Genomic DNA, 20,890 nt, shown 5'->3' with positions numbered 1-20,890 from the left:
GGCGGCGGCTCAGACGTTCCCGAGGCCCATCTCCTCCTCGGGCACGGAGATCACCCACCGGGTGCTCTGCCGCGGCCGGAGGTAGCAGAGCCAGTAGGCGAGGGAGGCGGCGACGATCACCCCGGTGATCACCAGGTCCTTGGTGGTCTGCTGGGTCAGCACGTACGCCAGCACGACGACCAGCAGCAGTGGCACCGCGGGCCACAGGGGCATGCGCCAGGCCGCGCGCTTCCCGTGCCCGCCGCGGCGCGAACCGAGGGCCGCGAGGGCGACGACGACGTACATCGCGGCGACCGCGACACCGGTGACACCGCTCAGCGTCTCCACCGGCACGAAGCACAGCACCGCACCGGGCACGCCCACCGCGAGCGTCGCGATCCAGGGGGCGCCGAACCGCTTGCTCAGCGTGCCGAAGGCCCTGTTGACCGGGGCCGGCCAGGCGCGGTCCCGCGCGGAGGCGTAGAGCACCCGGGAGTTCTGGATGACCATCACGATGCCCGCGTTGACGATGGCGAGCGCGATGCAGAGGCTGATGAAGGTGCCGACCGCCGAGTTGCTCCAGCCCTGCACGAGGGCGGAAAGGTCCCCGGCCATCAGGGAGTTCATGTCGGGCGCGCCCAACGTGATCGCGATGGTCGGCACGATCACCACCAGCGCGCCGATGCCGAGCGTCCAGAGCACCGTCCGCGAGACCGTGCGCCGCGGGTTCTCCATCTCCTCGGACAGGTACACGGCGGTGCTGAAGCCCTGCAGCACGAAGAGCGCGATCGCCAGCCCCGCGATGATCGTGCCCGCCGTGACGGCCGTGCTCACCCCGTGCCCGGCCTCCGTCACCGGGTGGACCAGCACCGAGGCCGGCCGGGAGGTGTGGGAGAAGCCGAGGAAGGCCACGACCCCCGCCGCGACGACCTCCAGCACCAGGAAGATGCCCGTGATCCAGGCATTGGCCCGCAGGTCCAGCAGGCCCATGACGGTGGCGAGCAGCATGACGGCGGCGCCCGCGATCTTCGGGTCGATCTGCATGATCGGCGCGAGGTACTCGCCCGTGCCGAGCGCGATGATCGGCGGCACGATCATCACGACGATCAGGGAGAGCACGAACACGATCCATCCGGCCAGCCGGCCGATGAGCGTGCCGACCATCGCGTACTCGCCGCCCGCGCTCGGTATCAGCGTGCCGAGTTCCGAATAGCAGAAGGCGACCGCGATGCAGAGGACGGCCGCGACCACGATCGTCAGCGCCGTCCCGGTTCCCAGGTCGGCGAAGAGCGGGGGCACGATGACGAACAGCGAGGAGGCCGGGGTCAGGCACGACAGCGTCAGAAGCGTTCCGCCGACCACGCCGATCGACCGCCTGAGCGACTTCGGGGCCTCGACGGGCGGGGCGAGCGGCGAGTGCGGGGCCGTCGGCGGGTGGAGCGTGTCGGTCATGCGCGCATCCGATCGGGTCGGGCTTGAGGGGGCTACCGCCTCCGGTCCAGGGAAACACGAAGCGGAATGTTCATTTCCGCTTCCGAGGATGAAACCGCGCCCGTCAAGCCCGCGTCAAGAGTCTCCGGACAACGAAATCCGAAGATCAACTACCCCATGTCCGACGTAAAACCGGCAACTTCAGATCCAGTGCTGTGGATATCGACGCTCGGAGATCAGAATAGCCACACCCCTTCCTTCATCAGGTCCCGGTCCCGCATCTCGGTCGCCGTCCCCCAGGCCTGCACCCATTGCGGCCGGATCGCGTAGAACGCGTACGAAGGCCCGTCACCACGGGGATCCCACGCGGCCTTCGCCGCGAAGGCGTCGCCGACGCCTTCCGGCAGCCCCGCGAACTCCACGATCCGTGCCGTGCCGTCGACGAGCACCAGATCCCGGGTCTGTCCCAGGCTCAGCCGCACCCGCCCGGAGGCCGCCAGGTTCCGCCCGGTGGGATTCGTCCTCCGGGTGGCGAGCCACAGCTCCGTCCCGTCCCACCAGAAGGACAGCGGCACCAGGCACGGCACCCCCTGCCGGTCCGCCGTCGCCACCCACACGTCCTCGTCGTCCCTGAGCCGGGCCATCGCCCCGGCGTGCCGCTCGCGCAGTGTTCGAGTCATGCGGGCGAAGCTATCCGGGTCTGGCGCGGCCGTCGCGGATTCCCCAAGACTGCCGCCATGGACGCTTCCCAGGCCGACGCCTACCTCCGTCGCATCGGCGCCGCGCGCCCCCGGCGCCCCGACGCGGCGGCCCTCCACGAGCTGCAGGTGCGCCATCTCGTCGCCGTCCCCTTCGAGAACCTCTCCCTCCATCGGGGCGAGGGCGTCTCCCTGGACCCCAAGGCCCTCTACGACAAGCTCGTGACCGCCCGCCGGGGCGGCTTCTGCTACGAGGTCAACGGCGCCTTCGGCGCCCTCCTCACCGCCCTCGGCTACGAGGTCACGCCCTACGCCGCCCGCACCTTCGACGGCCGGCGCCTCGGCATCCCCTTCGACCACATGGCGCTGCACGTCCGCACCTGCGACGGCGCCGCCCTCCTCGCGGACGTCGGCTTCGGCCGCCACGCCCACCACCCGCTCGCCCTCACCCCCGACGTCGAACAGACCGACCCCGGCGGCGTCTTCCGCTTCACCGCCGCCGCCCACGGCGACCTCGACCTGCACCACGACGGCGAACCGGTCTTCCGCCTCGAGACCCGGCCGCGCGAGCTCGCCGACTTCGAGGTCGGCTCCTGGTACCAGCAGACCTCCCCGCACTCCCACTTCACACGGTCCCTGACCTGCTCCCGCCTCACCGAGGACGGCGGCCGGCTGACCCTGTCCGGCCGTGCGCTCATCACCACGGCCCCCGACGGCACCCGCCGGGAGGAGGCCCTCGGCACCGACGCCGCCGTCCTCGCCGCCTACCGCGACCGCTTCGGCCTCGCCCTGGACGAGGTCCCCGAGGTCCGCGCCCGGCCCGCGTGAACCGCCCGCTGCGGCTCAGGGCACCACCGCCGTGGCGGTGACCTCCACCAACTGGCCGGTGTACCCGAGGCAGCCGACCCCGAGCAGCGTCGACGTGTGGGGCCCCTCGCTCAGCCCCGAGTCCCGCACGACCTCCCAGACCCGCGACAGTTCGGCGGGGTCGGTGCCCACCACGTACACCGTGCTGGCGACGACGTGCCGCAGGGCGCTCCCCACGGCGCGCAGGGCCTCGTCGAGGTTGGCGACGACCTGACGCGCCTGGGCGACGGGATCGCCGGGGCCCACCAGGGCGCCCTGCGCGTCGAGCGGTACGGAACCGGCCATGAAGGCGAGCCGCTGTCCGGCCTCGACGACCGCTGCGTGCGCGTACCCGGGCGGCGGGAACAGGGTCGGGACGATCGTGCGCTGCACCACGGGGGCCTCCTGGCTCGTACCGGCTGACCCCGCGATCCTGCAGAGCCACCGGCGCGGACGCCACCGTGTTTCCGCGCCCCGCACCCCGCGCCCCGCGCCGCCCGCTGCCGCGGGGCCGGGAGCCCGCCGTGAAGTGCAACCACCGTGTCACGGCTTGTCCATGGCTCCGTCTCGGCACGCATGAAGGGCCGGGGGCCGTGGCAGGTTGACGGCATGACCATCATCGGCTGGATCGTACTGGGCCTGATCGCGGGCGCCATCGCGAAGATACTGCTCCCCGGGAAGGACCCGGGCGGCGTGGTCGGGACGACGCTGATCGGCATCGCGGGCGCGGTGGTCGGTGGCTGGCTCTCGGCGAAGTTCCTCGACCACCCCATCACCAAGGACTTCTACGACCTGCCCACGTGGGGCGCGGCCATAGGGGGCGCGCTCGTCCTCCTGATCATCTACCGCATCCTGTTCGGCGACTCCCGCCGCTGACCGCGGACGCGGCGGACGTGGCCGACGCGGGCAGCAGTTGCACGTCCTCCCGGCGCACGGACAGGGCCTGCGAGCGGCGCGGGTCCCACAGCCAGATCCAGTCCCCGGAGGCACCGAAGGACAGCACGGGGTGGTCGGCCGGCACCGGGCCGTTCTCCACCGGGAGGGGACCGTCACCGACGGGCACCACGCACATCAGGGTGCCGCGCACCCCGAAGTACGCCACCGGTGCGTGCCCCCGCCGCGCGGCGGAGGCCGCCTCCCCGGCGGCGCGGTCGGCGTCGCGGGCCCCGGCGAGGAGCGCGACGGCCGCGAAGGACGCCGAGAGCAGCACCGTGACGGCGACCAGGGCGAGGCGGTTGTCGCCCTTGGCGATGTGCACGTGCCGGAGCCAGCCCGCGACCGTCGTGAAGACCAGTACGAACCCCAGCGCCAGGCCCAGCGGTTCCGCGGCGGCCGCGTACGGCCACAGGTCCCCGGCGGAGCGCACGGAGCCCGAGGGGACGCCGAACCGGTCGAGGTAGGACGCCTGCATCAGCCGGCCGAGCCAGGTCGCCATGGACCACCCCACGGGCAGGGCGAGCGGCACCAGCCAGACCGCGTTGCGCGAGAACCACGAGTCGCGCAGGGCGAAGTACACCCCCGGCGCGCAGAAGGGGGCCACCACCGCGGGCCACCACAGCGGTCCCGCACCCGCCTCGGCGGCCGCCCAGCCCAGCAGCGCCGCCGCCGCGACGGCGACGGCCGCACGAGGCACCGCCCTGGACGCGCCACGGCCCGCCCGCGCGGCCGCACCGGCCACCGCCCTGGCCGCCGCCCTGGCCGCCGCCTCCTCCGTCTCGGGCGGCGCCGGCCGCAGTTCGAAGGACTCGGTGGTGAAGGCGGCGCCGCCCAGGGGCCGTTCGGCGACCTCCCGCTCGACCGCCTCACGGGTCAGCCCGGCCGGTAGCCGCAGCAGCCGGTGCGCGCCGCGCCCGCCGAGTGCGGCCCGCCACCGGGCGAGCCGGTCACGCGGTCCGGTGCCCGTCCCGGGACGGCGGACGATGCGGTACTCGGTCCGCGGGTCCTCGGGCCGGAGCAGCAACGCCACGTCCCGGACCCACAGTCCGAGCTGATGGGTCCTCGCCAGCCGCTCCACGGCCCCGCACGCGGCCCTCTCGGCCCGCCAGCGGGAGCCGCCCAGCCGTACCTCGACGACGAGCGCGACCCGGCCGCCGCCCGCCGTGGCCGGGGCGTCCTCACGGGCGGCCCGGCGTACCGTCCAGCCCCGTGCCTCCATCAGCCCCTGCACGAGGGCGAGCTCGTCGGGATGGTCGACGGCCTCGACCAGGAGGCGTACGCGCTGGTTGAACGGGACGGCCGGGAGCGGCCCGGCCGTCCCCGGGGGCTCCGTCCCCGGCTCCTGCGCGCGGCGGCGCTGGGTGGGGACGCGCAGCGGCACGGCCTAGTCCTCCTCCTCGAGCCAGCCCTCGAACTCCTCCGCCAGGTCGTTCAGGGCGGCGGGGTCCAGTTCCTCGTCCTCGTCGTTGATGACGACGAGCCACTGGGCGTCCTCGGCGTCGTCCTCGCCGGCGAGCGCGTCGCGGACGAGTTGGGGACGGTGGGGCAGGTCGAAGCGCTCGCTGGCTTCGTCGGCGGCCTCCTCCGCGGCATCGCGGTCGGGGAGGACGAGCACATGTCTGACGTCGGTCACCGGGACATTGTGTCGGACCCGCGTGGGATGCTGGACCGCGATGGCCAGGAACAGTACGACAGACAGCCCGCTCGCCCCCGTGACGCTTGCGGTGGGGCAGGAGGACCTGCTCCTCGACCGCGCCGTACGGGAGGTCGTGCAGGCGGCGCGGGCCGCCGACGCCGACACCGATGTGCGCGACCTCACCCCGGACGCGCTCCAGCCGGGCACCCTGGCGGAGCTCACCAGCCCCTCGCTCTTCTCCGAGCGCAAGGTCGTGGTCGTACGGAACGCGCAGGACCTGTCCGCGGACACCGTCAAGGACGTCAAGGCCTACCTGGAGGCCCCGGCCGAGGAGATCACCCTCGTCCTGCTGCACGCGGGCGGCGCCAAGGGCAAGGCCCTGCTGGACGCGGCGCGCAAGGCCGGTGCGCGCGAGGTGGCCTGCCCGAAGATGACCAAGCCGGCCGACCGGCTGGCCTTCGCCCGGCAGGAGTTCCGCACCCTGGGCCGGTCCGCGACCCCCGAGGCGTGCCAGTCCCTGGTGGACGCCATCGGCAGCGACCTGCGGGAGCTGGCGAGCGCCTGCGCCCAGCTCGCCGCCGACGTGGAGGGCGCGATCGACGCGGCGGTGGTCGCCCGTTACTACACCGGCCGGGCCGAGGCGACCGGCTTCGAGGTCGCCGACCTCGCGGTGACCGGCCGCGCCGCCGAGGCGCTGGAGCGGCTGCGGTGGGCGATCGCGGTCGGGCAGCCGCTGCCCGGCATCACCTTCGCGCTCGCGTCGGGCGTCCGGGCCATCGGCAAGCTGGCCTCGGCCCCGCGCGGCGCCCGTCCCGGGGACCTGGCCCGCGAGCTGGGGATGCCGCCGTGGAAGATCGACCGGGTCCGCCAGCAGATGCGCGGCTGGTCCGGTGACGGCGTCTCCGCGGCCCTGCGCGCGGTCGCCGAGGCCGACGCCGCGGTCAAGGGCGGCGGCGCGGACCCGGCCTACGCCCTGGAGAAGGCGGTCGTCGCCGTCGCGCGGGCCGCACGGTCCCGCTGAGCTCCGCCCGGCCGCGCACGCCCATGCCGAAGGGCCCCGTACCGGGGAGGTACGGGGCCCTTCGGAAGCCGCACCCGCGTGGCGAACGCAGGCCGCGTGCGGCCGGTGGATCGGGGGTGCCGGTGCAGGAGCGGGTGAGAGGGACCGCTGTGTCCTCGCCGGCGGGTACCGCTACGGGAAGGTTCAGCCCTGGAGGGCCGCCACCTTGAGGGCCAGCGCCGACTTCTTGTTGGCGGCCTGGTTCTTGTGGATGACGCCCTTGCTCACGGCCTTGTCGAGCTTCTTGGAGGCGAGGCGCGCGGCCTCGGTCGCCTTCTCGACGTCGCCGGTGGCCACGGCCTCACGGGTGCGACGGATGGCGGTCTTGAGCTCGGACTTGACGGCCTTGTTGCGCAGGCGCGCCTTCTCGTTGGTCTTGTTGCGCTTGATCTGGGACTTGATGTTCGCCACGAAAGAGCCTTCTCAGGTGTGATCTGATGGGGTTCGCGCCTCGGGTAGAGGGCACGAGACGCGACTGCCCAGGTTAGCAGTCGGCCGCTGCGCCGCCCAAACCGGTGGCCGGCGGCGGGTCCCGCGGCCCTTCCCGCACCGCCCGGCACGGCCGTGGGCCCCGGCCATGGGACTATGGGAGCCATACGTATCGATCCGACCAGAGGCGACAGGCGCCTCAAGAGACAGGACCCTGCGTGCCCGCGACCCCTTCGAACGTGCCGGAGCCGAGCCGTACCGACCCGGCGCTGATCCGCAATTTCTGCATCATCGCGCACATCGACCACGGCAAGTCGACCCTTGCCGACCGGATGCTCCAGCTGACCGGTGTGGTGGATCAGCGGCAGATGCGCGCCCAATACCTCGACCGGATGGACATCGAGCGCGAGCGCGGCATCACGATCAAGTCCCAGGCCGTCCGTCTGCCCTGGGCGCCCACCGAGGGCGCCGGTCAGGGGAGGACGCACATCCTGAACATGATCGACACCCCGGGGCACGTGGACTTCACCTACGAGGTCTCCCGGTCGCTCGCGGCCTGTGAGGGCACGGTCCTGCTGGTCGACGCCGCCCAGGGCATCGAGGCGCAGACGCTGGCCAACCTCTACCTGGCGATGGAGAACGACCTCACCATCGTCCCGGTGCTGAACAAGATCGACCTGCCGGCCGCGCAGCCCGAGAAGTTCTCCGAGGAACTGGCCAACCTCATCGGCTGCGACCCCTCCGACGTGCTGAAGGTCTCGGCCAAGACCGGCCTCGGCGTCGAGGCGTTGCTGGACCGCGTGGTGGAGACCGTTCCGGCCCCGGTCGGCGTCGCCGACGCGCCCGCCCGCGCGATGATCTTCGACTCGGTCTACGACTCCTACCGCGGTGTCGTCACCTACGTCCGGGTCGTCGACGGCCAGCTCAGCAAGCGCGAGCGCATCAGGATGATGTCGACCGGCGCGACCCACGAGCTGCTGGAGATCGGCACCAACTCGCCCGAGATGCTGTCGGCCGACGGCCTCGGCGTCGGCGAGGTGGGCTACCTGATCACCGGCGTGAAGGACGTCCGCCAGTCCAAGGTGGGTGACACGATCACCCAGCAGAACAAGGGCGCCACCGAGGCCCTGGGCGGCTACAAGGACCCCAAACCGATGGTGTTCTCGGGCCTCTACCCGCTGGACGGCTCGGACTACCCGGAGTTGCGCGACGCGCTGGACAAGCTCCAGCTCAACGACGCCGCCCTGGTGTACGAGCCGGAGACCTCCGCGGCCCTCGGCTTCGGTTTCCGCGTCGGCTTCCTCGGCCTGCTCCACCTGGACGTGATCCGCGAGCGGCTGGAGCGCGAGTTCGGTCTCGACCTGATCGCGACGGCCCCCAACGTGGTCTACCGCGTGGTGATGGAGGACGGCGCCGAGCACGTCGTCACCAACCCCAGCGAGTTCCCCGAGGGCAAGATCTCCGAGGTGTACGAGCCGGTGGTGCGGGCCACGATCCTGGCGCCCACCGAGTTCATCGGCGCGATCATGGAGCTCTGCCAGACCCGGCGCGGCTCGCTGCTCGGCATGGACTACCTCTCCGAGGACCGGGTGGAGATCCGCTACACCCTGCCGCTCGCCGAGATCGTCTTCGACTTCTTCGACCAGCTGAAGTCCAAGACCCGCGGTTACGCCTCCCTGGACTACGAGCCCACCGGCGAGCAGACCTCCAGCCTGGTCAAGGTCGACATCCTGCTGCACGGCGACAAGGTGGACGCCTTCTCGGCGATCACGCACAAGGACGCGGCGTACGCCTACGGTGTGCGGCTCGTCGCCAAGCTGCGCGAGCTCATCCCGCGGCAGGCCTTCGAGGTGCCCATCCAGGCGGCCATCGGCTCCCGGGTCATCGCCCGCGAGACCATCCGCGCCATCCGCAAGGACGTCCTCGCCAAGTGCTACGGCGGTGACATCTCGCGTAAGCGGAAGCTGCTGGAGAAGCAGAAGGAGGGCAAGAAGCGGATGAAGATGGTCGGTTCCGTGGAGGTGCCGCAGGAGGCCTTCATCGCGGTGCTCTCCAGCGACGAGGGCGCGGCCAAGAAGAAGTAGCCGGCGCGGGCCGGCCGACGCGGCCCAACCGGGCGCACAGGAAGGGCGCTTGTCCGATTACCGGGCAGGCGCCCTTTCGTATGAGCGGTCCGGCATTCGGGTGATTGGCAAAAACCCCGGCCCGCGCGGTTTCTGCCGGGAGTCCCCGACGTTACTCATCGTGACAGCGGCGAAAGGCGCCGCTGTGGAAGGGGAATGTGAAGTGAAGTACTCGAAGGCCGCGGCCGTCGTCGCCGGTTCCGTGATCGCGCTGGGCGCCGCCGGTGCCGCCGCGTCCCCCGCCTTCGCCGGGGAGGCCCTCCCGCTCGGCAACGGGCCGATGAAGATCCTGGACGCCAAGGACGAGGTCGCCAAGACCGGTCTGAAGGCGGTCACCGGCAAGACGGGCGAGCTGCTCGGCGGCGCGGGCAAGACCGGGGGCACCAAGGGCATGATCGGCGGTCTGCCCATCGGCGGCTGAGCGCCGCGTTCCCCGCGGTGCCGCCGGTGGGTGGCCGGAGCGGTGGCCGGAAGGCGGGCTCCCCGGATTCCGGGAGGGCCCGCCGTTATGTGTAGGTGCCATCCGCTGGTCGTCACGGTTGCATCGCGGTGGCCGCGGCCCCTTACCAAGCGGGCGCCGATTCCCTACTCTGATCACCACTCGGTAGTTACTCACGAGTCACCCAGCTAAGAGGCGGGCCCCCGGAGGTTGTCGTGACCGACACGCAGACTTTGATCGAGAACCGGCCGCCCTCCGTGGCGAACCTGTTCCTGGAGCGCGTCGAGGCGACGCCGGACGCCGAGGCCTACCGCTTCCCGGTGGCGTCGGACGGTGGTGCCGAGTCCTGGAGGTCGCTCACCTGGAAGCAGGCCGCGGACCGGGTCCACGCCGTCGCCGCGGGCCTGATGGACCTGGGTGTCCGCCCCGAGGAGCGGGTGGCCATCGCCTCCGCCACCCGGGTCGAGTGGATCCTGGCCGACCTCGGCGTGCTCTGCGCCGGCGCGGCGACCACCACCGTCTACCCGACCACCAACGCCGACGAGACGGCCTTCATCCTGGCCGACTCCGGCAGCCGGGTGCTGATCGCCGAGAACGCCGTGCAGCTGGCCAAGGCCGTCGAGCGCCGCGCCGAGCTGCCGGAGCTCGCGCACGTCGTGGTGGTCGACGCGGAGGGCGCCGACCTCGGGGACGACGGATGGGCGCTGTCGCTGACGGAGCTGGAGCAGCGCGGCAAGGTCTACCTGGAGAAGAACCCCGAGGCCGTCCGCAAGACCGTGGGCGAGATCACCAAGGACCAGCTGGCCACCCTCATCTACACCTCCGGCACGACCGGCCGCCCCAAGGGCGTACGGCTGCCGCACGACTGCTGGGCGTACATGGCCCGCGCGATCCAGGCGAACGGGCTCCTGGAGGCGGACGACGTCCAGTACCTCTGGCTGCCGCTGGCGCACGTCTTCGGCAAGGTGCTCACCGCCGGGCACATCACCATCGGCCACGTGACGGCCGTCGACGGCCGGGTCGACAAGATCATCGAGAACCTGCCGGTGGTGCAGCCCACCTACATGGCGGCCGTCCCGCGCATCTTCGAGAAGGTCTACAACGGCGTCGCCGCCAAGGCCCGGGCCGGCGGCGCGGCCAAGTACCGGATCTTCAAGTGGGCCGCCGAGGTCGCCCGCGAGTACGCCAAGGCCACCCAGGACAACCGCCGCCGCACCGGCAACGCGAGCGCGCCCTTCGGCCTCGCCGCCAAGCACGCCGTCGCCGACCGCCTGGTGTACGCCAAGCTCCGCGACGCCTTCGGCGGCAAGCTGCGTGCCTGCGTCTCCGGCTCCGCCGCCCTCTCCCCGGAGATCGGCTACTTCTTCTCCGGCGCCGGCATCCACATCCTGGAGGGCTACGGCCTGACCGAGTCCAGCGCCGCCAGCTTCGTCAACCCCGGCGAGGCCTACCGGACCGGCACGGTCGGCAAGCCGCTGCCCGGCACCGAGGTCCGCATCGCCGAGGACGGCGAGATCCTGCTGCGCGGCCCCGGCATCATGCAGGGCTACCACGGGCTGCCCGAGAAGACGGCCGAAGTGCTGGAGTCGGACGGCTGGTTCCACACCGGTGACATCGGGGAGCTCTCCGCGGACGGGTACCTCACCATCACCGACCGCAAGAAGGACATCATCAAGAACTCGAACGGCAAGTACATCGCGCCCGCCGCGGTGGAGGGCCAGTTCAAGGCGGCCTGCCCGTTCATCAGCAACATCCTGGTGATCGGCGCCGACCGCAACTTCTGCACCGCCCTGTTCGCCCTGGACGAGCCCACCATCCTCGGCTGGGCGAAGGAGAACGGGCTGGAGGGCAGGGGCTACGCGGAGGTCGTCGGCTCCGAGCAGGTTCGGGCCCTGATGGACGGCTACGTGCGGCGGGTCAACGAGGAGCTGCAGCGCTGGCAGCAGATCAAGACCTTCCGCATCCTGCCGCGCGACCTGGACGTCGAGCACGGCGACCTCACGCCGAGCCTGAAGCTCAAGCGGCCCGTCGTGGAGCGGGAGTTCAAGGACCTGATCGACGACATGTACGCCGGCACGCGGGAGGACTGAGCGGGAGGACCGAGCGGGCCGACCGGCGGGCGGCAGGACCCGGGCGGCCCCGCCCCCTCAGTCGCCCGCCCGGGGGCCCGGCAGGTCCACGCCGTGCAGCGCGCGTTCCAGCCGGGCCACGCGCCGGGCCAGCGCGGCGACGTCCGGGCGGCCGTCGGCGGCGAGTTGCCGTTCGACGGCCGCGAGGCGCTGCTCGATCGCCTCCAGCCGGTCCCGGTCGCGCGCCAGCAGTGCCCGCAACTGGCGGGTCTTGTGGTGCAGTTCGAGGAAGACGGTCACCTTCGCCCGCAGCACCCACGGGTCGAAGGGCTTGGTCAGGTAGTCCGCCGCGCCGGTGGCGTAGCCGCGGAAGGCGAAGGTGGTGTCCAGGTCGTTCCCGGTCAGGAAGATGATCGGGATGTCCTTGGTCTGGTCGAGGCGCTTGATGTTCGCCGCGGTCTCGAAGCCGTCCATGCCGGGCATCAGGACGTCCAGCAGCACCACCGCGAACTCCTGGCGCAGCAGCGCCTTCATCGCCTCCTCCCCGGAACGGGCCCGTACCAGCGGCTGGTCCAGGATGCCGAGGACGGCCTCCAGGGCGACCAGGTTGTCCTCCATGTCGTCGACGAGGAGGATGCCCGCCTTCCCCGTGACCGTGCCGGTGCGGCCCGTCGTCACGACGCGGGCCCCGCGGGGTCGTCGGAGCCGCCCGGGCCGCCGGGACCTGGGCGGGCCCGCCCGTCGTCCCGTCCCGCCCCGGGGTCGAGCAGCAGGTGCGCCACGTGCAGCAACCGGTCCACGTCCACCGGTTTGGGCACGTAGTCGCTGGCGCCGCAGGCGATGGAGCGTTCGCGGTCGCCCGGCATCGCCTTCGCCGTCAGGGCGATGATCGGCAGCGCGGCGAAGCGCGGGGTGCGGCGGATGGCCTCGATCGTCTCGTACCCGTCCATCTCGGGCATCATGATGTCCATCAGCACCAGGGCGACGTCGGGGTTCCGCTCCAGGGTCTCGATGCCCTCGCGGCCGTTCTCCGCGTACAGGACGGGCATCCCGATCCGGCCGAGGACGTGCGTGAGGGCGAAGACGTTGCGGATGTCGTCGTCGACGATGAGCACGCGGTTGCCGGCCAGGACCCGGCCGGCGAGGCCGTCCCGCCACTCGTCGATCCGGTTCGAGGTGGGCCAGGTGGCGTCCGGCGGGACCACGCAGGTGCCGGCGCCCGTCACGGCGCCCGCGTCCGGCGTCCGGCGATCGGCGTCGTACGCCGTGGCCGCCGGCGCCGGGCAGCCCTCGGCCTCGTGCGGGGCGTCCGCCGGGCCGTGCTGCGGCTCGGGCTCGCCGGCGCCGCCGTGGCCCGCGTACACCGCCGGGACGTAGAGCGTGAAGGTGCTGCCCCGGCCGGGCCGGCTCTCGGCGACGATGCGGCCGCCGAGCAGCCCCGCGATCTCCCGGCTGATGGACAGGCCCAGCCCGGTGCCGCCGTACTTGCGGTTCGTCGTCCCGTCCGCCTGCTGGAAGGCCTCGAAGATCACCGGCAGCTTGTCGCCGGGGATGCCTATGCCGGTGTCGCGCACCGCGAAGGCGATCAGGTCGTCGGCGCCCTCGCAGCGCGACACCCGCAGCTCCACCCGCCCCTGGGAGGTGAACTTGATCGCGTTGGAGAGCAGGTTGCGCAGCACCTGCTGCAGCCGCTGCTCGTCCGAGAACATCTCGCGGGGCACGTCCTCGCCCACGGTGACGTCGAACGTGAGGCCGCGGTCCAGGGTCACCGGCCGGAAGGTGGCGTGCACGTAGTCGAGCAGCTTGATCAGCGGCAGCTTCTTGGGGCGGACGTCCATCCGCCCCGCCTCGATCTTCGACAGGTCCAGGATGTCGTTGATCAGCTGCAGCAGGTCCGAGCCGGAGCGGTGGATCGTGGTCGCGAAGTGCACCTCCTGCTCCGACAGGTGCCCGTCCGGGTTGTCCGCCAGCAGCCGGGCGAGGATCAGCAGCGAGTTGAGCGGAGTGCGCAGCTCGTGCGACATGTTGGCCAGGAACTCCGACTTGTACTGCGAGGAGGTGGCCAGCAGGGCCGCCTTCTCCTCCAGTTCGGCGTTGGAGCGCTGCAGCTCGCCCTGCTGCCGCTGGAGTTCGTCCGAGCGCTCCTGGAGCTGCTGGGCGAGCCGCTGCGACTTCGACAGCAGCGACTCCGTGCGGGAGTTGGCGATGATCGTGTTGATCGCCACGCCGATGGTGCTGACGAACTGGTCGAAGAAGGCCAGGTGGACGTCGGAGAAGCGGGAGAAGGAGGCCAGCTCGATGACGCCGAGCAGCTCGTCCTCGAAGAGGATGGGGATGATCACGACGCTGGCCGGGGCGGCCTCGCCGAGACCCGAGCTGATCGTGATGTAGTCCGGCGGCGTCTCCTCCAGGAGGATGCGCTTCTTCTCCATCGCGGCCTGCCGCACCAGCCCGTGGCCGGGCATGCCCGGGGTGTCCACCGTGGCGCCCTGCGCCGAGCCGTACCCCGCGATGAAGGCCAGCCCGCGCGGCGCCCGCGGCTGGGCGGTGCCGCACCGGGCGGCCTCCGTCTCTGCCAGGAAGAACGCCCCGTACTGGGCGTTCACCAGCGGGGTCAGCTCGCGCAGGATGAGGTCGGCGACCTCCATCAGGTCGCGGTGCCCCTGCATCAGGCCCGCCAGGCGGGCCAGGTTGGACTCCAGCCAGTCCTTGGCGCGGGTCGTCTCGCGCAGGTTGGCCACCATCAGGTTGACGTTGTTCTTCAGCTCGGCGACCTCGCCCTGCGCCTCGACCGCGATGCTGCGCGACATGTCGCCCTGGGCGACCGCGGAGGCCACCTCGGCGATGGCCCGCACCTGGGTGGTGAGGTTGGAGGCCAGCTCGTTCACACCCGTCGTCAGGCGCTTCCACGTGCCGTACACGCCCTCCACCCGGGCCTGGCCGCCCAGCTGGCCCTCGCTGCCCACCTCGCGGGCGACCCGGGTCACCTCCGAGGAGAAGGAGGACAGCGTGTCCACCATCGTGTTGATGGTCGTCTTCAGCTCCAGGATCTCCCCGCGCGCGTCCACGTCGATCTTCTTCGACAGGTCGCCCTGGGCGACGGCGGTGGCGACCTGGGCGATGTTGCGGACCTGGGAGGTCAGGTTGTCGGCCATGAAGTTGACGTTGTCGGTGAGGTCCTTCCAGACGCCGGAGACGCCGCGGACCTGGGCGCGGCCGCCGAGCCGGCCCTCGGTGCCGACCTCGCGGGCGACCCGGGTCACCTCGTCGGCGAAGCCGCGGAGCTGGTCGACCATCGTGTTGATGGTGTCCTTGAGCTCCAGGATCTCGCCGCGGGCGTCGACCGTGATCTTCTTCGACAGGTCGCCGTTCGCCACCGACGTGGTCACCTGGGCGATGTTGCGGACCTGGGAGGTGAGGTTGGACGCCATGAAGTTGACGTTGTCGGTGAGGTCCTTCCAGACCCCGGAGACACCGCGGACCTGGGCCTGACCGCCGAGGTTGCCCTCGGTGCCGACCTCGCGGGCCACGCGCGTCACCTCGTCGGCGAAGGCGGAGAGCTGGTCGACCATCGTGTTGATGGTGTCCTTGAGCTCCAGGATCTCGCCCTTGGCCTCCACGGCGATGGTCTTGCCGAGGTCGCCCTGGGCGACGGCGGTGGCGACCTGGGCGATGTTGCGGACCTGGGAGGTCAGGTTGTCGGCCATGAAGTTGACGTTGTCGGTGAGGTCCTTCCAGACCCCCGAGACGCCGCGGACCTGGGCGCGGCCGCCCAGTTGGCCCTCGGTGCCGACCTCGCGGGCGACCCGGGTCACCTCGTCGGCGAAGGCCGAGAGCTGGCCGACCATCGTGTTGATCGTCGACTTCAGCTGCAGGATCTCCCCCTGCGCGTCGACCGTGATCTTCTGCGAGAGGTCGCCGTTGGCGACCGCCGTCGTCACCTGGGCGATGTTGCGGACCTGGGAGGTGAGGTTGGACGCCATGAAGTTGACGTTGTCCGTGAGGTCCTTCCAGACCCCCGAGACGCCGCGGACCTGGGCGCGGCCGCCCAGTTGGCCCTCGGTGCCGACCTCGCGGGCGACCCGGGTCACCTCGTCCGCGAAGGCCGAGAGCCGGTCCACCATGGTGTTCACGGTGAGCTTGAGTTCCAGCAGCTCACCGGTCGCCTCGACCGTCACCTGGCGGGTCAGGTCGCCCCGCGCCACCGCCGTCGTCACCAGCGCGATGTCGCGCACCTGGGCGGTCAGCCGGGCGGCCATCGTGTTGACCGCCTCGGTCACGTCCCGCCAACTGCCGGACAGCCCCCGCACCTTGGCCCGGCCGCCGAGCCGGCCGTCGGTGCCGACCTCGCGGGCCACCCGGGTCACCTCGCCGGTGAACAGCGACAGCTGGTCCACCATGCGGTTGACCGCCCGGCCGAGCCTGCGCACGTCCCCGCGCAGCGGCCGGTTGCCGTCGTGCAGGTCCACCCGCTGGGTCAAGTCGCCGCCCGCCACGGCGTCCAGCACGCGGGTGGCGTTGGCCGCCGGGATGACCAGCGCGTCGATCAGGGAGTTCGCCGCCTGCACGCTCACCGCCCAGGAGCCCTGCCCCGGGCTCTCCGCGAGCCGCTCGTCCAGCCTGCCCCGGCGTACGACCTCCCGCTTGACCCGGCCCAGTTCGGCCGTGAAGTGCTGCTCCCGGGCGACGATCCGGTTGAACGTTCCGGCGAGTTCCGCCAGCACCCCCTCCGTCCCGTCGGCCAGCCGCACCCGGAAGTCGCCGTCGCACAGCGAGCGCATCGCCGTGAGCAGCGGCCGCAGTTCCGCCGCGCGTATCCACTCACCGTCCGGCGGCGGGTCGACGACACGCGGACGCGCGGGAGCCGTGGTTTTCGGGGCGGGAACAGCCGATTTAAGAGCCATGACGGCCTTCTTCGGTGACTCGGCGCTTATGAGCGCGCTCAGTCTGTCACGCTGTCCGTGCCGTTAAGGGCGCAATGCCGGATCTGCTCGGGAGCCGCACAGTGGGGCCAGAGTCCATGCCACGGGAGTTCGTCTCCCGTACCAGCCTGCCCGGCAACCAGCTGGCGGCCTCCGCGGCACGGAGGTTCGTCCGCGCCGCGCTGGCCGAGTGGACCGCGGAGGAACCCTGGCCGGCCGAGAGCGTCGGGGACCACCTCGTGGACGACGCCGTGCTGCTCGTGAGCGAGCTCGTCACGAACGCGGTCATCCACGCCGGCACCACCGTCGAGCTGCTCTGCCGGCTGGAGGGCGCGGCGTACGGCGGCCGCGAGGAGGACGGCCTCGTCGTCGAGGTCTCCGACCACCACCCCGCCCGGGTCGTCCGCGACCGCGCGGAACTCGCCCGCGAGGGCCGCGACGGCGGGCGCGGGCTGCAGCTCGTCGCCGCGCTCTCCGAGGAGTGGGGCATCACCTACCGGCGCGACCTCAAGACCATCTGGTGCCGCCTGGCCACCGACCGCGCACCCGGGCAGACGCCCCCGCCCGAGGCCGACCGCGCCCTGCTGTGCGGGCTGCGCGCCACCGAGATCCTCGCGCCGACGGCCTCCCGCCTGCCGCGGCGGCACGAGAGCGAGTGGATCAACCGCGGCTCGCTCTCCTTCCTCGCCGAGGCCTCCGACCTGCTCGCCGGGCAGCTCGACGAGGACATGGTCGCCTCCCTCGCCGGGCAGCTGCTCGTGCCCCGGCTCGCCGACTGGTGCGCCGTCTGGCTCTCCGGGGACGGGCCCGAGGGCGCCGAGCCGCGCCTGGCGCGCGTCTGGCACGCGGCGGAGAGCCGCATCGACGGGCTGCGCATGGTGCTGGAGAAGGAACCCCCACCGCCCGGCGGCCGCGCCGGCGCCGTGCCCTGGCCGTGGCCCGCCACGGGCCAGGGCGCGGACGCGTTCGGCGCGGCGCTGGCGTGCCCCCTGGTCACCGGCGGTCGCAGCCACGGCACGCTGCTGCTCGGGCGCACCGGGCTGACGCGCTTCCCCGACGAGGTCGTCGGCCTCGTCGAGGACTTCGCGCGCCGCGTCGCGCTCGCGGTGGGCACCGCCCGCCAGTACGCGCGGCAGGCCATGATCAGCCGGGTCCTGCAGCGCGGCCTGCTGCCCGCGGGGCTGGGCGCGGTGCCGGGCGTCGACACGGCCGTCGTCTACGAGCCCACGCGTGCGGACGTCGTCGGCGGCGACTTCTACGACCTCTTCCCGGCGGGCGGCGGCCGCTGGTGCTTCGCCCTCGGCGACGTCCAGGGCAACGGCCCCGAGGCGGCAGCGGTCACCGGGCTCGCCCGGCCCGTCATGCGGCTCCTCGCGCGCGAGGGCTACGGCGTCGCGGAGGTCCTCGACCGGCTCAACCGGGCCCTCGCGGACGAGGCCGCGGCGGCCACGCTCGGCGACGCGCTCGGGCCGGGGTGGGACGTGGGGCCGCGCTTCCTGTCCCTGCTGTACGGGGAGATCGTGCCGGAAGGGGCTGGGCCGGGGGCCGGACCGGGGGTGGGTGGCCCGGGTGGTGCCTTGTGCACGCTGGCCAGTGCCGGGCACCCCCTTCCGCTGCTCCTCACCGGCGGCGGCGCGGTACGGCCCGCGGCGGTGCCGCAGATACTGCTGGGGATCACGGACGACGCGCGGTACCGCAGCGAATCGTTCCGGCTGGCTCCCGGGGACACGCTGCTGTGCGTCACGGACGGGGTGACCGAGCGGCGCAACGGGAGCCGGCAGTTCGACGACGACGACGGGCTCGCGGCCGTGCTGGCGGCTTGCGCCGGGCTCGGGGCGGCGGGGGTGGCGGAGCGGATCCGGCGGGCGGTGCACGAATACGACGTGGCGCCGCCGGACGACGATCTCGCGGTGCTCGTGCTTCAGGCCCAGTGAGGGGCGCTACGCGGTGCCGGGTCGTTGGTTGCGGCCTGTTGTCGTGTGCGGGTTGTGTGTGGCTGCGGTTGAGGTTTCTCCCCCACCCTCCCTCCCGATTGCCCGGCGCGATTGGTGCGGGCGTGCGCTCTGTGACTGGGTGGGCCGGGGGCGGGGCCTCCGGGGTGGGCATTCTGTACCGCATATTTATGTGCATGGCGGGCAGCACTCGTCGGTGCCGTCTCTGCCGCACATCAAATACACGTCAGCGTCCAGAACGCCCACCCTCCCCCAGCCTTCGGCTGGGGGTGCCCCCAACTCCCCCACCCCCTCCGCCGGTTCCGCGGCCAACGGCCGGTGGGTGGTCAGAAGGCAGCCCGGGGCACCGCACCTGTCCGACGCACCCCCAACGGGACACCCTGCGCCCGCACAAGGGCAAGGGGGTGTGGCGGGGTGCTCCCCCTGACCGAAGGCTGGGGGATGCGGGCGACAGACCCGGTGCCGAATGATGCGGGGCTGGAACCGCGGGGCCGTGGGGCAAGTGAGCGGTTCGGGGCGCCCCCGGGCTGCCCTCACACCCCCACCGGCCGTTGTGCGCCCATACCTCGGGAGGGGGTGTGTCGGGGCGCGCCCGGAAACGACGAGCGGTTAAGTGCGGTGCCGAATGATGTTGACGTAAACCGCGAGCGTTGAGGACGTGCGCCGGCGCGGCGCCGACCCCAACACACGGTGCGAGGCCCGCACCAATCGCGCCGGGCAATCGGGCGGGAGGGCGGGTGGACGCCCGCCGCAGGCGCAACGGACCCGCACACACTCCACTGGGCAGCCCGGCGCAGCCGCCCGCAGGCGCACACAACGTGCACGCAAGCAACCAGGTGGCCCGGCGCAGCCGCCCGCAGGCGCACACAACGTGCACGCAAGCAACCAGGTGGCGCGGCGCAGCCGCCCGCAGGCGCAACGGACCCGCACACACTCCACCGGGCAGCCCGGCGCAGCCGCCCCCGGAGGGGATGGCGGACAATGGGGGGCATGCCATCCGTACTGCCCGACGGGGAGCCGATGCCCGAGGACGGCGCGCTCCCGCCGACCGCCCTGCGCGACGCGCAGTCCCGCCCGCTGGGGTTCTACCTGCACGTCCCGTACTGCGCCACCCGCTGCGGCTACTGCGACTTCAACACGTACACCGCCGCCGAGCTGCGCGGCACCGGCGGGGTGCTCGCCTCCCGGGAGAACTACGCCGACACCCTGGTCGACGAGATCCGGCTGGCCCGCAAGGTGCTGGGCGACGACCCCCGGCGCGTGGAGACCGTGTTCGTCGGCGGCGGGACGCCGACGCTCCTGCCGGCGGCGGACCTGGCGCGGATGCTGGGGGCGATCCGGGACGAGTTCGGCCTGGCGGAGGGCGCGGAGGTCACGACGGAGGCGAACCCGGAGTCCGTGGACCCGGCGTACCTGGAGGAACTGCGGGCCGGGGGGTACACGCGGGTCTCGTTCGGGATGCAGAGCGCCCGGCCGCACGTGCTGCAGGTGCTGGACCGGCGGCACACGCCGGGCCGCCCGGAGGAGTGCGTGGCGGAGGCGCGGGCGGCCGGGTTCGAGCACGTCAACCTGGACCTGATCTACGGCACGCCCGGGGAGTCGGACGACGACTGGCGGGCGTCGCTGGACGCCGCGATCGCCGCGGGGCCGGACCATGTGTCGGCGTACGCGCTGATCGTGGAGGAGGGCACGCAGCTGGCGCGCAGGATCCGGCGCGGCGAGGTGCCGATGACGGACGACGACGTGCACGCGGACCGCTACCTGATCGCGGAGGAGCGCCTGGCGGCGGCCGGGTACGGCTGGTACGAGGTGTCGAACTGGGCGACCTCGCAGGAGGCCCGGTGCCGTCACAACGAGCTGTACTGGACCGGCGCGGACTGGTGGGGCGCCGGGCCGGGGGCGCACAGCCACGTGGGCGGGGTGCGCTGGTGGAACGTGAAGCACCCGGCGGCGTACGCGGCGGCGCTTGCCGAGGGGCGCAGTCCCGGGGCGGGCCGTGAGGTATTGGCGGCGGAGGACCGCCGGGTGGAGCGGATCCTGCTGGAGCTGAGGCTGTCCGACGGCTGCCCCCTCGACGTGCTGGCCCCGGCGGGGGCCGGGGCCGCGGAGCGCGCCGTAAGGGACGGTCTCCTGGAGACCGGTCCTTACCGCGAGGGCCGCGCCGTCCTCACGCTGCGCGGCCGGCTGCTGGCCGACGCCGTCGTCAGGGACCTGGTCGACTGAGCCTCCCGGGCCGGCCCGATCACTCGCCGGAGTGAGGCACCGCACATACCGGTAGTGCCTCCCTACGCTGTTCGCAAGCTGCCTCCGTGTATGCGGCGGCGGGAAGCGGAGGGCCACGAGGATGACCGTCCGCCGCACGCGCTGGAG

At 72.5% G+C, this 20,890-nt stretch carries 16 protein-coding genes; 8 read left to right on the top strand and 8 right to left on the bottom strand.

What is annotated here, in order from left to right; all coding sequences use genetic code 11:
• Positions 1 to 9: 9 nt before the first annotated feature.
• Both ABZ479_RS12760 and ABZ479_RS12755 read right to left on the bottom strand, forming a co-directional pair.
• Positions 10 to 1,431 carry an APC family permease gene (locus ABZ479_RS12760; RefSeq protein ID WP_500461598.1) on the bottom strand — a complete coding sequence of 474 codons (1,422 nt, stop codon included), beginning with the start codon at positions 1,429 to 1,431 and terminating at the stop codon, positions 10 to 12.
• Positions 1,432 to 1,646: 215 nt separating this feature from the next.
• A complete protein-coding gene (locus ABZ479_RS12755) occupies positions 1,647 to 2,090 on the bottom strand; it encodes a pyridoxamine 5'-phosphate oxidase family protein (protein ID WP_500461597.1) in 444 nt (147 codons plus the stop codon).
• 57 nt (positions 2,091 to 2,147) lie between these two features.
• Between ABZ479_RS12755 and ABZ479_RS12750 the strand changes: the two genes are divergently transcribed.
• Positions 2,148 to 2,936, top strand: coding sequence for an arylamine N-acetyltransferase family protein (locus tag ABZ479_RS12750; RefSeq protein WP_500461596.1), 789 nt, complete (start codon positions 2,148 to 2,150; stop codon positions 2,934 to 2,936).
• 15 nt (positions 2,937 to 2,951) lie between these two features.
• Here the strand turns inward: ABZ479_RS12750 and ABZ479_RS12745 are convergent, their stop codons facing one another.
• Positions 2,952 to 3,350: a RidA family protein gene (locus ABZ479_RS12745; RefSeq protein ID WP_499598893.1), complete on the bottom strand. Its 399-nt coding sequence runs from the start codon at positions 3,348 to 3,350 to the stop codon at positions 2,952 to 2,954.
• Positions 3,351 to 3,563: 213 nt separating this feature from the next.
• Between ABZ479_RS12745 and ABZ479_RS12740 the strand changes: the two genes are divergently transcribed.
• Positions 3,564 to 3,830, top strand: coding sequence for a GlsB/YeaQ/YmgE family stress response membrane protein (locus ABZ479_RS12740; RefSeq protein WP_499598892.1), 267 nt, complete (start codon positions 3,564 to 3,566; stop codon positions 3,828 to 3,830).
• On the opposite strand, the gene ABZ479_RS12735 is transcribed toward ABZ479_RS12740, so the two are convergent.
• A complete protein-coding gene (locus ABZ479_RS12735) occupies positions 3,793 to 5,271 on the bottom strand; it encodes a hypothetical protein (protein WP_500461595.1) in 1,479 nt (492 codons plus the stop codon). The two genes, ABZ479_RS12740 and ABZ479_RS12735, sit on opposite strands and share 38 nt — an antisense overlap.
• A 3-nt stretch (positions 5,272 to 5,274) precedes the next feature.
• On the bottom strand, positions 5,275 to 5,523 hold the full coding sequence (locus ABZ479_RS12730) for a hypothetical protein (RefSeq protein WP_499598889.1): 249 nt from the start codon (positions 5,521 to 5,523) through the stop codon (positions 5,275 to 5,277).
• 40 nt (positions 5,524 to 5,563) lie between these two features.
• On the opposite strand from ABZ479_RS12730, the gene holA reads away from it, so the two are divergent.
• Positions 5,564 to 6,547, top strand: a complete 984-nt coding sequence (gene holA, locus ABZ479_RS12725) for a DNA polymerase III subunit delta (RefSeq protein WP_499598888.1) — start codon at positions 5,564 to 5,566, stop codon at positions 6,545 to 6,547.
• A gap of 183 nt (positions 6,548 to 6,730) precedes the next feature.
• On the opposite strand, the gene rpsT is transcribed toward holA, so the two are convergent.
• Complete coding sequence (rpsT, locus tag ABZ479_RS12720; protein WP_499598887.1) at positions 6,731 to 6,997, bottom strand: 30S ribosomal protein S20; 267 nt, start codon at positions 6,995 to 6,997, stop codon at positions 6,731 to 6,733.
• Positions 6,998 to 7,233: 236 nt separating this feature from the next.
• On the opposite strand from rpsT, the gene lepA reads away from it, so the two are divergent.
• The 3 genes from lepA to ABZ479_RS12705 all read left to right on the top strand — a co-directional run bounded on the left by lepA (position 7,234) and on the right by ABZ479_RS12705 (position 11,667).
• Positions 7,234 to 9,099 (top strand): translation elongation factor 4, encoded by a 1,866-nt coding sequence (gene lepA / locus ABZ479_RS12715; RefSeq protein ID WP_500461594.1) that lies wholly within the window; start codon positions 7,234 to 7,236, stop codon positions 9,097 to 9,099.
• 202 nt (positions 9,100 to 9,301) lie between these two features.
• Positions 9,302 to 9,559 (top strand): hypothetical protein, encoded by a 258-nt coding sequence (locus ABZ479_RS12710; RefSeq protein ID WP_018556619.1) that lies wholly within the window; start codon positions 9,302 to 9,304, stop codon positions 9,557 to 9,559.
• 233 nt (positions 9,560 to 9,792) lie between these two features.
• Complete coding sequence (locus tag ABZ479_RS12705; protein WP_500461593.1) at positions 9,793 to 11,667, top strand: AMP-dependent synthetase/ligase; 1,875 nt, start codon at positions 9,793 to 9,795, stop codon at positions 11,665 to 11,667.
• Positions 11,668 to 11,724: 57 nt separating this feature from the next.
• On the opposite strand, the gene ABZ479_RS12700 is transcribed toward ABZ479_RS12705, so the two are convergent.
• Positions 11,725 to 12,264 carry a response regulator gene (locus ABZ479_RS12700; RefSeq protein WP_500461690.1) on the bottom strand — a complete coding sequence of 180 codons (540 nt, stop codon included), beginning with the start codon at positions 12,262 to 12,264 and terminating at the stop codon, positions 11,725 to 11,727.
• Between the two features lie 56 nt (positions 12,265 to 12,320).
• Complete coding sequence (locus ABZ479_RS12695) at positions 12,321 to 16,427, bottom strand: HAMP domain-containing protein (RefSeq protein WP_500461689.1); 4,107 nt, start codon at positions 16,425 to 16,427, stop codon at positions 12,321 to 12,323.
• A gap of 239 nt (positions 16,428 to 16,666) precedes the next feature.
• On the opposite strand from ABZ479_RS12695, the gene ABZ479_RS12690 reads away from it, so the two are divergent.
• Both ABZ479_RS12690 and hemW read left to right on the top strand, forming a co-directional pair.
• Positions 16,667 to 18,502, top strand: a complete 1,836-nt coding sequence (locus ABZ479_RS12690; RefSeq protein WP_500461592.1) for a SpoIIE family protein phosphatase — start codon at positions 16,667 to 16,669, stop codon at positions 18,500 to 18,502.
• 1,008 nt (positions 18,503 to 19,510) lie between these two features.
• Positions 19,511 to 20,743 carry a radical SAM family heme chaperone HemW gene (gene hemW, locus ABZ479_RS12685; protein WP_500461591.1) on the top strand — a complete coding sequence of 411 codons (1,233 nt, stop codon included), beginning with the start codon at positions 19,511 to 19,513 and terminating at the stop codon, positions 20,741 to 20,743.
• Positions 20,744 to 20,890 lie beyond the last annotated feature (147 nt).

It is taken from the genome of Streptomyces sp. NPDC005722 (genome assembly GCF_040630935.1).
GTDB lineage: Bacteria > Actinomycetota > Actinomycetes > Streptomycetales > Streptomycetaceae > Actinacidiphila.
This window is presented reverse-complemented; position numbering and strand designations above follow the sequence as displayed.